The 12,003-nt window shown below is 71.1% G+C and carries 9 protein-coding genes and 3 tRNA genes; 6 read left to right on the forward strand and 6 right to left on the reverse strand.

All coding sequences use genetic code 11. The features are described from left to right. Nucleotides 1-137: 137 nt before the first annotated feature. Nucleotides 138-743, forward strand: a complete 606-nt coding sequence (locus ACFWJO_RS35265; RefSeq protein WP_386871940.1) for an HAD family hydrolase — start codon at nt 138-140, stop codon at nt 741-743. A 97-nt stretch (nt 744-840) separates the two neighbouring features. Continuing rightward, entirely contained in the window at nt 841-2,061 is a 1,221-nt protein-coding gene (locus tag ACFWJO_RS35270; RefSeq protein ID WP_386871942.1) for a DUF6236 family protein, read from the forward strand. Nucleotides 2,062-2,065: 4 nt separating this feature from the next. Here ACFWJO_RS35270 and ACFWJO_RS35275 read toward each other — a convergent pair whose 3' ends face one another. From ACFWJO_RS35275 to ACFWJO_RS35290, 4 genes are all read right to left on the reverse strand, one after another. After that, nucleotides 2,066-2,545, reverse strand: coding sequence for a hypothetical protein (locus ACFWJO_RS35275; protein ID WP_386871944.1), 480 nt, complete (start codon nt 2,543-2,545; stop codon nt 2,066-2,068). A 185-nt stretch (nt 2,546-2,730) separates the two neighbouring features. Continuing rightward, nucleotides 2,731-2,804: transfer RNA gene (locus tag ACFWJO_RS35280), tRNA-Ile, on the reverse strand. A gap of 163 nt (nt 2,805-2,967) precedes the next feature. Further along, nucleotides 2,968-3,043: transfer RNA gene (locus ACFWJO_RS35285), tRNA-Asn, on the reverse strand. Nucleotides 3,044-3,048: 5 nt separating this feature from the next. Beyond that, a tRNA-Asn gene (locus tag ACFWJO_RS35290) sits at nt 3,049-3,121 on the reverse strand. Between the two features lie 136 nt (nt 3,122-3,257). Here ACFWJO_RS35290 and ACFWJO_RS35295 point away from each other — a divergent pair. The 4 genes from ACFWJO_RS35295 to ACFWJO_RS35310 all read left to right on the forward strand — a co-directional run bounded on the left by ACFWJO_RS35295 (nt 3,258) and on the right by ACFWJO_RS35310 (nt 8,764). Continuing rightward, entirely contained in the window at nt 3,258-3,542 is a 285-nt protein-coding gene (locus ACFWJO_RS35295) for a YtxH domain-containing protein (protein ID WP_386871946.1), read from the forward strand. 21 nt (nt 3,543-3,563) lie between these two features. Next, nucleotides 3,564-5,003, forward strand: coding sequence for an FGGY family carbohydrate kinase (locus tag ACFWJO_RS35300; RefSeq protein WP_386871948.1), 1,440 nt, complete (start codon nt 3,564-3,566; stop codon nt 5,001-5,003). Between the two features lie 99 nt (nt 5,004-5,102). Further along, nucleotides 5,103-6,836 carry an ABC transporter ATP-binding protein gene (locus tag ACFWJO_RS35305; RefSeq protein WP_386871949.1) on the forward strand — a complete coding sequence of 578 codons (1,734 nt, stop codon included), beginning with the start codon at nt 5,103-5,105 and terminating at the stop codon, nt 6,834-6,836. Further along, nucleotides 6,836-8,764, forward strand: a complete 1,929-nt coding sequence (locus tag ACFWJO_RS35310) for an ABC transporter ATP-binding protein (RefSeq protein WP_386871951.1) — start codon at nt 6,836-6,838, stop codon at nt 8,762-8,764. Before ACFWJO_RS35305 ends, ACFWJO_RS35310 begins: the two co-directional genes overlap by 1 nt. 4 nt (nt 8,765-8,768) lie before the next feature. Here the strand turns inward: ACFWJO_RS35310 and ACFWJO_RS35315 are convergent, their stop codons facing one another. Together ACFWJO_RS35315 and dnaG are read right to left on the reverse strand one after the other, a co-directional pair. After that, nucleotides 8,769-9,911, reverse strand: coding sequence for an RNA polymerase sigma factor (locus ACFWJO_RS35315; protein ID WP_386871953.1), 1,143 nt, complete (start codon nt 9,909-9,911; stop codon nt 8,769-8,771). A gap of 53 nt (nt 9,912-9,964) precedes the next feature. Continuing rightward, complete coding sequence (dnaG, locus tag ACFWJO_RS35320) at nt 9,965-11,884, reverse strand: DNA primase (protein ID WP_386871955.1); 1,920 nt, start codon at nt 11,882-11,884, stop codon at nt 9,965-9,967. Between the last annotated feature and the right edge of the window lie 119 nt (nt 11,885-12,003).

Raw genomic sequence — 12,003 nt, forward strand, 5'->3', positions numbered from 1 at the left:
AACAAGGTGCAGCAAGGCGGGGGACCCCGAACCGGACATGGCCGGCGGTTTGGCAGTCGGGTTGGTGGGCCGGCCGCCCGACACGACGTACCGCCTCGCAGCCGTGAAACGGCGCCGGGACCGTTTATCGTCGGCCCATGCGGCCAAAGCTGATCCTCTTCGACCTCGGAGACGTGGTCTGCCGGTTCCGCCCGCGGCGACGCCTGGCCGCCCTCGCGGCGGCGTGCGGGGTGAGCCCGGAGCAGGTGGAGAGCACGCTCTACGACTCCGGTCTCGTCGACCGGTGGGACCACGGCCTGGCCTCGCCCACGGAGATCCACGGCACCCTGCGGGAGGAGCTGGGCTATCCGGGCGACATGGCCGCCCTCCACGAGGTCTGGTGCAGCGCCTTCGAGCCCGACCCGCGGATGCTGGCCCTGGTGGACGGGCTCCGCCCGCCGTACCGCACGGCCCTGCTGACGAACAACGACCTGCTGGTCATGGAGGCCCTCCCGGAGGTACTCCCCGAGGTCGCCGCCCGCTTCGACGCCCTGCTGTTCTCGGGCCGCCTGATGGCCGCCAAGCCCGACTCCGCTGCGTACCACCGGGCCCTGGAGCTCATGGACTGCTCTCCCGGCGAGGCCGTCTTCATCGACGACAAGCCCGCCAACGTCGCCGGCGCCCGCGCCGTGGGACTCACCGCGATCCACTTCACGGACCCGGAGGAACTGAGCACCACCCTGGACGAACTCCTGGAGCAGTGACCGTACTTGTACGGTGAACCCCGCGACGCCCGACTGCGCACGTCGCCGGCGCGGGGCGGGCGGTGAAGCCGGAGAGCCTTCGTCCTGGGGAGCGATCATGCACCGGATCGGCCTGTACTACCCGTACATCCACTGCCGCGACGAGCGCTGGCTCAAGCTGACGGCCCTGTACTGGCCGAAGCTCGCGCGGGTCGTCCCGGACGGATACCCGGTCGCCGACTCGGACACCGTCGCCGCACTGGACGACGGGCTCGGCGGCTTCCTTCAGGCCACGTCCCCGCACGCCGCCGCAGAGGCAGTGGCCCCGCTCTTCCTCGACCTGTTACGGGAGCACGGCGAGGCACTCCGCGCCGTGCTCGGCATCGGCGCAACCCACTGGGCGCACGGCCACCGCGTCGCGGCCGAGGCGAGCGCACCGGCGACCGGCTTCCTGGCCGGGGCCGTCCGGCAGCGGCTCGGTCTCGCCGCGCTCCACGAGGAGGAGGTGGCCCCGGAGCTGCGAGAGGCACTGGTCGAGCACCGTCTGGCGTTCGTGACGATGCGCACCCGTCCGCCCTACCGGTACGGCGTTCCCTGGCTCGCCATGAGTCCGCAGCTGGCCTGGGTGTACAAGTGCGTGCTCACCGACGAGCTGGCCCGCCGCACACGCTTCACCCCAGTGACCGATCAGCCGGTCTCCCACGCGGTCCACGGGTGGGACTCGAGGCTCCTCGCGCGGGCGCTCCTGGACCTCGGCGACCGCACCGCCCCGGCGCCGGCCGAGAGCCTCGAACAGGCCGTCGGCCTGCTGTCGCTGCGCCTCGTCGTTCCTCAGGACCTGGACGCGGTGCCCGTGGAGAAGATCGTCCGATTACGGACGCGGCACCGCGCGGAGTTCGACGCGTTCACCGGCGCGGTCGGCACCGTCGCGAAGGACCTCCGCGAGTCCCTGGGGGCGGTCGACGACCCGTACGCCCTCCAGCAGTACCTCGACCTCGCCGTCGCCCAGGCCTTCGCGACCCCGCTGGCGGAGCTGCGGAAAGCCATGAACTTCCTGGGGATCACCACCGCGTTCGGCGCCATGAACACGAAGTTCGAACTGGGCACGGCCACCGCGCTCGTCCTCGGCGGCCTGCCGGCCGGGCAGCCGCTGGTCACGGCGAGCGGCGCGGTCCTCGGCCTGGCAGCCCTCCGCCACAGCACGGCCCGCGCCCGCGACGCCCAACTCCGCACGTCACCGACGGCGTACCTGCTGCGCGTGGAAAGAGACCTCCAGCCCCGGCGGCTCCACCGTCGGGTGATCCGGGGCTTCGGCCGCATCGCGGGAACGTCGGTCTGAGCACCTACCGACCGAAGTCGGGATCGGCGGACGTGCGCCTGTAGTGACACGGATACGTGTAGGGATCCCCGCCGTCCGCCACGACGCTCCCGCTCATCCGCAGCTCTCCATGCTCCAGATAGAACGGCAGGAACTTGTGCTCGTTCTCGTACCCGAGCACCAGATACGGCGTCAGGCCGGGATCCTTGTTGACCGCATGCCACTTCCCGTCGAGCGACAGGCGCGTCACCTTCGCATCCGGCACGGGCCCGTCCCACGCGACCGGAACGTCCTTGGCGGAGAAGGTGTAGTCGTCCCGCAGCCGGATCACCGGCACCGGCGAGCCGCAGTCCCGGTCCCCGTCCCAGCGGCCGACCAGCTGGGAATGGGTCACGGCCTTCGGGGTGGGACGCGTGGGCCCGCCCGCCCCACAGCCGGCGGACGCGAGCCCCACCAGGGCGACGGCCACCAGGCTCGCACCGATGCGAGCCGTGCCGGATCTCACGCCATCCACTTCCGTTCGCTCGCAATCGGGCCGGCTGATCCACATCCAGGCCGCGCACCGCTCCATCCGGGTGAGCCCCCGCGTGTCGTTGCCGTGATGCCCGTCACCCCCGGTGCACCGTGGACCGTGGAGTGCGAAGAAGCCCGCCCCCGCAGGTAAAACCTTCCTGCGGACGCGGGCTGCGGTGGGGCGGGTGGGACTCGAACCCACGGCCGACGGATTATGAGTCCGCTGCTCTAACCGGCTGAGCTACCGCCCCGTACACCACGGCACGTACAAGTGTGCGCGCCGTCTGCCGCAGCATAGCCGCTCATACGATCTCCTGCTCCGGATGGGCGGCCACGCTCGATCTAGAGGACTCCGAGGGCGGGCAGGTGGTTCCCCCGGGAACGAAAAAGGACCCCGAAGGGTCCTTTTCCTGGTGGCTCCCCCGGCTGGACTCGAACCAGCAACCCTCCGGTTAACAGCCGAATGCTCTGCCAATTGAGCTACAGGGGATCGCGCTCCCCCGACTGGACTCGAACCAGTAACCTGCCGGTTAACAGCCGGCTGCTCTGCCAATTGAGCTACAGGGGATTGCTGCGTTGCGACGAACGGTCCCACCTCCGGCCTTGCCGGGGGGCGGGCGCTCGCTGCGAGACATAGATTAGCGCAAGCAGGGGGGTGCTCCGCCAATCGGTATCCCCAGGGCGCTCCAGGGAAGGATCGCAGCGTGCGGTACAAGCTGGTGTTCGTCGCCGGACTGGGCCTCGGTTTCGTGATCGGAACGCGGGCCGGGCGAGAGGTGTACGAGCGGATGAAGAAGTCGGCGCAGCAGGTCGCCGAGAACCCCGCGGTCCGCAACGCGGCCGAGTCCGCCGCGCAGACCGGGCGGCAGGCGGCCGGGAAGGCGTTCCACGCCGCCGGGGAGCAGGCGCAGAAGATCCGGGCGCGGGTGAGTCACAACGGCCAGGCCGCGCAGTACGAGGACGACGACTGGGGCACCAGCAACACCTGACGTACGGCAGAATCATGTGCCATGGGGATAGTCGCCGGCCTGGACAGTTCTTCCGACTCCACACGCATCGTCGTCCGCGACAGCGAGACGGGCGCCGTGCTGCGTCAGGGGCATGCCCCGCATCCCCTGGAGCCGAAGGCCGCCGACGTCGATCCCCAGGCCTGGCTGCTCTCCCTCGGTGAGGCCGCGACCGGCGGGCTCCTCGAAGGCGTGCAGGCGATCGGTGTCTCCGCGCAGGGGCACGGGCTCGTGCCCCTCGACGCGCAGGGCGGGCTCGTCCGGCCCGCGATGGTCGGGAACGACAAGCGGGCGCAGGTCGCCGCCGCCGACCTCGTCGAGGGTCTGGGCGGGCGGCAGGCGTGGGCCGACGCCGTCGGGACCGTGCCGGCCGCCGGGCTTCCCGTCGCCAAGCTGCGCTGGCTCGCCCGGGCCGAACCCGAGCACGCCCAGCGCGTCGCCGCGGTCCTCCAGCCGCACGACTGGCTGGTCTGGCAGCTCCTCGGCCGTCCCGCGCGCCGCACCACCGACCGCGGCGCCGCCTCCGGCACCGGGTACTGGTCCGCGCGCAACGGGTCCTACCGGCCCGACCTGGTCGAGCTCGCGCTCGGGCACCAGGCCGCGCTTCCCGAGGTGCTGGGGCCCGCCGAGGCCGCCGGCACCACGCCCGAGGGGCTGCTGATCTCCGCCGGCACCGGCGAGACGATGGCCGCCGCCCTCGGCCTCGGTCTCGGCGTCGGGGACGCCGTCGTCTCCCTGGGCGCCTCGGGATCCGTCATGGCCGTCCACCACGAGGCCCTGGCCGACCCGCACGGCATGATCACCTCCTTCGCCGACGCCACCGGCATGCACCTGCCGGTCGTGCACACGTCGAACGCCGTACGGGCGCTGCGCGGCACCGCCGAGATGCTGGGGGCCGAGTCGCTGGACGAACTGTCCGCGCTCGCGCTCACCTCGACGCCCGGCGCCTCCGGCCTCGTCCTGCTGCCCTATCTGGAGGGCGAGCGGACGCCGCACCTGCCGCACACCGCCGGCACCCTCGCCGGGCTGCGCCGCGAGTCGATGAAGCCCGAGCACCTGGCCCGGGCCTCCTTCGAGGGCATGCTGTGCTCGCTCGCCGACGCCATGGACGTGCTGCGCGGGCGGGGCGTCGAGGTGCGCCGGGTGTTCCTGCTCGGCGCGGCCGCCGGGCTGCCCGCCGTACAGGCCCTGGCGCCCGCGCTGTTCGGCGCCCAGGTCGTCGTGCCCCAGCCGGCCGACTACGCGGCGCTCGGTGCCGCCCGGCAGGCCGCGTGGGCCCTCGGAGTCTCCCGGGGCACCCTGTCCCCGGCGGCCCCGCCGGCCTGGCAGGGCGCCGCGGCGCAGGTCTTCGAGGCCGGCGAGGAGCTCGCCGTCGGGCAGGCCGTACGGCAGCAGTACACGGCGACGCGGGAGCAGATCCACCCGGGCGCGTTCAGCGCCTGATTCCGGGCCGGACCCGTTTCGTAAAGACTTCGCCAGGGCTCGCCGCCCCGCGTCAAAACGAGTCGTAACGCCTCGGGAGCGCGGGCGATAGTAGAACCCGTGCTCATAAGACTTCTCCGAACCTTCCTCCGGCCGTACAGCAGACCCATCGCCCTGCTGGTGCTGCTGCAGCTCCTGCAGACCAGCGCCACCCTCTACCTGCCCACCCTGAACGCCGACATCATCGACAACGGTGTCGTGAACGGGGACACCGGCTACATCCTGCGGTTCGGCGCGCTGATGATCGGCGTGTCCCTGCTCCAGGTCGTGTGCAACATCGGGGCCGTGTACTACGGTGCGCGGACCGCCGCCGCCCTCGGGCGGGACGTGCGGGCCGCGGTCTTCGACCGGGTGCAGTCCTTCTCCGCCCGGGAGGTCGGGCACTTCGGCGCGCCGTCGCTGATCACGCGCACGACCAACGACGTGCAGCAGGTCCAGATGCTGACCCTGATGGCGTTCACCCTGATGGTCTCCGCGCCGATCATGTGCGTCGGCGGCATCGTGATGGCGCTGGGCCAGGACGTGCCGCTGTCGGCGGTGCTGATCGCGGTGGTGCCGGTGCTGGGCATCGCGGTCTCGCTGATCGTGCGGAGGATGCGGCCGCTGTTCCGGACCATGCAGGAGCGGCTCGACACGGTGAACCGGGTGCTGCGCGAGCAGATCACCGGCAACCGGGTGATCCGCGCCTTCGTGCGCGACGGCTACGAGCGCGAGCGGTTCAAGGGGTCGAACACCGAGCTGACGGACGTGTCGATGTCCACCGGGCGGCTGATGGCGCTGATGTTCCCGACCGTGATGACGGTCGTGAACGTGTCGTCGATCGCCGTCGTCTGGTTCGGCGCGCACCGCATCGACAGCGGCGCCATGGAGATCGGCGCGCTCACGGCCTTCCTCGCGTATCTGATGCAGATCGTGATGGCCGTGATGATGGCCACCTTCATGTTCATGATGGTGCCGCGGGCCGAGGTATGCGCCGAGCGCATCGAGGAGGTCCTGGCCACCGACTCCAGCGTGGTGCCGCCGGCCGAGCCGGTGCGCACCCTGGAGCGGCGCGGGCATCTGGAGGTCAGGAGCGCGGACTTCCGGTACCCGGGCGCGGAGGAGTCGGTGCTGCGGGACGTCGAGCTGGTCGCCCGGCCGGGCGAGACCACCGCGATCATCGGTTCGACGGGCTCCGGCAAGTCGACGCTGCTCGGTCTGGTGCCGCGGCTGTTCGACGTGACCGGCGGAGAGGTCCTGGTCGACGGCGTGGACGTGCGGAAGCTCGACGCGGAGCTGATGGCGCGGACGGTCGGGCTCGTGCCGCAGAAGCCGTACCTGTTCTCCGGGACGGTCGCGACGAACCTGCGGTACGGGAAGCCGGACGCGACCGACGAGGAGCTGTGGCACGCCCTGGAGGTGGCCCAGGCCAAGGACTTCGTCAGCAAGCTGGAGGGCGGGCTGAACGCGCCCGTCGCCCAGGGCGGCACGAACGTGTCGGGTGGTCAGCGGCAGCGTCTCGCGATCGCCCGCACGCTGGTGCAGAAGCCGGAGATCTACCTCTTCGACGACTCCTTCTCCGCCCTCGACTACGAGACGGACGCCCTGCTGCGGGCCGCGCTCGCCGAGGAGACGGCCGACGCGACGGTGGTCATCGTCGCCCAGCGGGTGTCGACGATCAGGGACGCCGACCGGATCGTGGTCCTCGACGAGGGCAGGGTCGTCGGCACCGGCCGGCACCACGAACTGATGGCGGAGAACGAGACGTACCGGGAGATCGTGCTCTCCCAGCTGACCGAGGCGGAGGCTGCCTGATGGCCGGTCCTGGCGGACGGATGATGGCCGGCGGCGGGCCGGACTCGAGGTCGATGGACTTCAAGGGCTCGGGCAAGCGGCTGCTGAAGCAGCTGGCGCCGGAGCGCGGCGCGCTGTGGGTGATGCTGGTCGCCGGCGTGCTGTCGGTGGCGGCCTCGGTGGTGGGGCCGAAGATCCTGGGCAAGGCGACCGACCTGGTCTTCGCGGGTGTGGTCGGCCGGCGGCTGCCCGCGGGCACCACCAAGGAGCAGGCCCTGGAAGGGCTGCGTGCCAAGGGCGACGGCGGGATGGCGGACATGCTGTCCGGGGTGGACTTCACCCCGGGCAAGGGCATCGACTTCTCGGCGGTCGGCGAGGTGCTCGGCCTGGCGCTCGGCGTGTACGTGCTCGCGGGCCTGCTGATGCTGGTCTCGACCCGCATGTCGATCAAGGTGATCAACCGGACGGTCTACCGGATGCGGGAGGAGGTCCAGGCGAAGCTCGCGCGGCTGCCGCTGTCGTACTTCGACAAGGCCAAGCGCGGCGAGGTGCTGTCGCGGGCGACGAACGACATCGACAACATCTCGCAGACCCTCCAGCAGTCGATGGGCCAGCTGATCAACTCGCTGCTCACGATCGTCGGCGTGCTCGCGATGATGTTCTGGATCTCGCCGCTGCTCGCCCTGGTGGCGCTGGTCACGGTGCCGCTGTCGGTGGTCGTGGCGACGCGGATCGGCAAGCGCTCGCAGCCGCACTTCGTGCAGCAGTGGAAGTCCACGGGCAAGCTGAACGCGCACATCGAGGAGATGTACACCGGCCACACGCTGGTGAAGGTCTTCGGGCGGCAGCGGGAGTCCGCGCAGGACTTCCACGAGCAGAACGAGGCGCTGTACGAGGCCGGTTTCAAGGCCCAGTTCAACAGCGGCGTCATGCAGCCGGTGATGCTTTTCGTGTCGAACCTGAACTACGTGCTCGTGGCCGTGGTCGGTGGTCTGCGGGTGGCGAGCGGCAGCCTGTCGATCGGTGACGTGCAGGCCTTCATCCAGTACTCGCGGCAGTTCTCGATGCCGCTGACGCAGGTCGCGTCGATGGCGAACCTGGTGCAGTCGGGCGTCGCCTCCGCCGAGCGGATCTTCGAGCTGCTCGACGCGGAGGAGCAGGAGCCGGACGCGCCGGTGAGCGAGAAGCCGACCGAGCTGAAGGGCCGGGTGGCGCTGGAGGGCGTCTCCTTCCGGTACGAGGAGGACAAGCCGCTGATCGAGGACCTGTCGCTCGCGGTCGAGCCGGGCCACACGGTCGCGATCGTCGGCCCGACCGGCGCCGGCAAGACCACCCTCGTCAACCTCCTCATGCGGTTCTACGAGGTCACCGGCGGCCGCATCACCCTCGACGGCGTCGACATCGCCAAGATGACCCGCGAGGACCTGCGCACCGGCATCGGCATGGTCCTCCAGGACACCTGGCTCTTCGGCGGCACCATCGCCGACAACATCGCCTACGGCGCCACCCGCGAAGTCACCCGGGCGGACATCGAGGAAGCCGCGAAGGCCGCCCACGCCGACCGCTTCATCCGCACCCTCCCCGACGGCTACGACACCGTCATCGACGACGAGGGCGCGGGCGTCAGCGCCGGCGAGAAACAGCTCATCACCATCGCCCGGGCCTTCCTGTCCGACCCCGTCATCCTCGTCCTCGACGAAGCCACCAGCTCCGTCGACACCCGCACCGAAGTCCTCATCCAGAAGGCCATGGCCCGCCTCGCCCACGGCCGCACGTCCTTCGTCATCGCCCACCGCCTCTCCACCATCCGCGACGCCGACGTCATCCTGGTCATGGAAAACGGCTCCATCGTCGAACAAGGCACCCACGAAGAACTCCTGGCCTCCGGCGGGGCGTACGCGCGGCTGTACGCGGCGCAGTTCGCGCAGGCGGTGGTGGAGGTGGACTGACGGTTCAGTCCAGGTAGCCGCGCAGCTGGTCCGCGTAGGCGTGGTCCCGCAGCTTGTTGAGGGTCTTGGACTCGATCTGGCGGATGCGTTCGCGCGTCACGCCGAAGAGCTGTCCGATCTCCTCCAGGGTGCGGGGCCTGCCGTCGTCGAGGCCGTAGCGCAGCTGGACGACCTTGCGTTCGCGCTCGCCGAGGGTCGAGAGCACGGCCTCCAGGTGCTGGCGCAGCAGCAGGAAGGCGGCGGACTCGACGGGGGACGCGGCGTCGCCGTCCTCGATGAGGTCGCCGAGGGCGACGTCCTCCTCCTCGCCGACGGGCGCGTGCAGCGAGACCGGTTCCTGGGCGAGCCGCAGCACCTCGCCGACCCGTTCGGGTGCCAGGTCGAGCTGGGCGGCGACCTCTTCGGCGGTCGGCTCGTAGCCGCGTTCCTGGAGCATCCGGCGCTGGACGCGGACGACCCGGTTGATGAGTTCGACGACGTGCACGGGCACGCGGATGGTCCGGGCCTGGTCGGCGAGGGCCCGGGACATCGCCTGGCGGATCCACCAGGTCGCGTACGTGGAGAACTTGTAGCCGCGCGCGTAGTCGAACTTCTCCACGGCTCTGATGAGGCCGAGGTTGCCCTCCTGCACCAGGTCGAGCATGGTCAGGCCGCGGCCCACGTAGCGTTTGGCGACGGAGACGACGAGCCGCAGGTTGGCCTCGATGAGCCGGCGCTTGGCGATCCGGCCGAGGACCACGAGCCGGTCCAGGTCGAGCGCCAGCTGCGAGTCCAGGTCCGGGGTGTTGGCGAGCTTCTCCTCGGCGAACAGCCCGGCCTCCACGCGCCGGGCGAGTTCGACCTCCTCCTCCGCGGTGAGCAGCGGCACGCGGCCTATCTCGCGGAGGTACTGCCGGAAGAGGTCGGAGGAGGGCCCGTTGCCGCCGTAGTCGCTCCGGCGCTGGGCCGGGACCGCCGGCTCCGCTTCGGGTCCGGCTTCCGTTTCCTGCTCCACGGCCACCAGCTCCACCGGAGAGGGCTCGGACACGGCGGGGGTCTGGGTCTGGGTCTGCACGGGGGGCGACCTCCAGGGTGGGTGATCGCTGCCGGGTTCGGGGGCGTTCGGGCAGCGGGACGGCACCGTGACCCAGTGTGGGGTACGACACATCGCCGCCACGAGGGGCGTGCGGTGACTTTTTGAGTTCGGCGGGTGACCGAACGTCAGAGCGCGGCGGCGCCGTGCGTGCGGAGCGACTGCCCGTACTGGGTGAGCACCCACAGCTCGTTCTGGACGGCGGCGACCTGGGCGGGGTCGCCGTGGGCGCCGAGCCGGGCCAGGGTGCCCTGGACGTCGCGGATGCGGCGGTCGACGGCGCGCAGCCGGACCTGGACGAGCTGGGCGCCCGCGTAGACCTCGTCGATCGTCCTGGCGAAGATCGCCTCGACGGCGAGTTCGGTGACGAGGGCGCGGACGGTGTCGTCGGGCGCGGCCTCGCGGACCGCGTCCAGGTAGTCGGACGGGGCGTCGGTGGCGCCGCCGGCGTCCTGGATGCACTGGCGGACGGCCGCGTAGGGCGGGGCGGTGAACTCGTCGACGCCGTACGCGTCGAAGGCCGGGGAGACGAGTTCGGGACGCTGGAGGGCGAGCTTGAGCAGTTCGCGCTCGGTGCGGTGGGCGGGGCTGCGCAGGTTGAGCGCGGGTCCGGCCTGGGCGGCGGGCGCCTGGACCTCTCCGTACGTGCGCTGCTGCCGGCCGCCGGTCCGCGACGGGCCCTGGCCCTGCCCGGGGCCCTGGTCCTTGCCGCCGCGGTCGCGCTGCCAGCGGGCGATCTGGGCGACCCGGCGGACCACGAACTGGGTGTCGAGGATGCCGAGCATGCCGGCGAGCTGGACGGCGACCTCGTGCTGCGAGGCGACGTTCTTGATCCGGGCGACGATCGGCGCGGCCTCGTCGAGCGCGGCGGCCCGGCCGGCGGGGATCTCCAGGTCGTAGCGGTTCACGATCTGGCGCAGCGCGAACTCGAAGAGCGGCGTGCGCGGCTGGACGAGGTCGGCGACGGCCTCGTCGCCCTTGGCGAGGCGCAGCTCGCAGGGGTCCATGCCGTCGGGCGCGATGGCGATGTAGGTCTCGGCGGCGAACTTCTGGTCGTCCTCGAAGGCGCGCAGTGCGGCCTTCTGGCCGGCGGCGTCGCCGTCGAAGGTGAAGATCACGCGGGCCGAGCCGTTGTCCATGAGGAGACGGCGCAGGATCTTGATGTGCTCGCCGCCGAAGGCGGTGCCGCAGGTGGCGATGGCGGTGGTGACGCCGGCCAGGTGGCAGGCCATGACGTCGGTGTAGCCCTCGACGACGACGGCGCGGCTGACCTTGGCGATGTCCTTCTTGGCCAGGTCGATGCCGTACAGCACCTGGGACTTCTTGTAGATCGGCGTCTCGGGCGTGTTGAGGTACTTGGGGCCGTTGTCGTCCTCGCGGAGCTTGCGGGCGCCGAAGCCGACGACGTCGCCGCCGACGTCCTTGATCGGCCACATCAGCCGGCCGCGGAAGCGGTCGATGGGGCCGCGGCGCCCGTCCTGGGACAGGCCGGAGAGGATCAGCTCGCGGTCGGTGAAGCCCTTGCCGCGCAGGAAGCGGGTGAGGTGGTCCCAGCCGGCCGGGGAGTAGCCGACGCCGAAGTGCTCGGCGGCGGCCTGGTCGAAGCCGCGCTCGGCGAGGAACTTCCGGCCGATCTCGGCCTCGGCGGAGCCGAGTTGCCCGGCGTAGTACTCGGCGGCGATCTTGTGGGCCTCGACCAGGCGGGTGCGTTCGCCGCGCTGGTGGCCGGGGTTGTAGCCGCCTTCCTCGTAGCGCAGGGTGATGCCCGCCTTGGCGGCGAGGCGCTCGACCGTCTCCGAGAAGGAGAGGTGGTCGATCTTCATCACGAAGGCGATGGTGTCGCCGCCCTCCTGGCAGCCGAAGCAGTGGAACAGTCCCTTGCTGGGGCTGACCTGGAAGGAGGGCGACTTCTCGTCGTGGAAGGGGCAGAGTCCCTTGAGGTTCCCGCCGCCGGCGTTGCGGAGCTGGAGGTACTCGGACACGACGGCGTCGATCGGGACCGCGTCCCGTACCGCCTTCACGTCGTCATCGTTGATCCTGCCTGCCACGGAGGAATTCTACGGGGGCCGCGCACCGTGCGGGCGTCGCGTTCGATCGCGGTGACGGTCTGGCCGAGGTGCAACTCGACGTCGTGCCGGGCGTACCAGGCGGGCTCGTGGACGAGGAC

The organism is Streptomyces sp. NPDC127092, assembly GCF_042722475.1.
Taxonomy (GTDB): domain Bacteria; phylum Actinomycetota; class Actinomycetes; order Streptomycetales; family Streptomycetaceae; genus Streptomyces.

Excerpts from the sequence above, each read along its gene's own strand:
- ACFWJO_RS35310 (WP_386871951.1), top strand. The coding sequence starts at position 6,836 with ATGGCCGGTCCTGGCGGACGGATGATGGCCGGCGGCGGGCCGGACTCG.
- ACFWJO_RS35315 (WP_386871953.1), bottom strand. The coding sequence starts at position 9,911 with ATGTGTCGTACCCCACACTGGGTCACGGTGCCGTCCCGCTGCCCGAAC.
- ACFWJO_RS35270 (WP_386871942.1), top strand. The coding sequence starts at position 841 with ATGCACCGGATCGGCCTGTACTACCCGTACATCCACTGCCGCGACGAG.
- ACFWJO_RS35300 (WP_386871948.1), top strand. The coding sequence starts at position 3,564 with ATGGGGATAGTCGCCGGCCTGGACAGTTCTTCCGACTCCACACGCATC.
- ACFWJO_RS35265 (WP_386871940.1), top strand. The coding sequence starts at position 138 with ATGCGGCCAAAGCTGATCCTCTTCGACCTCGGAGACGTGGTCTGCCGG.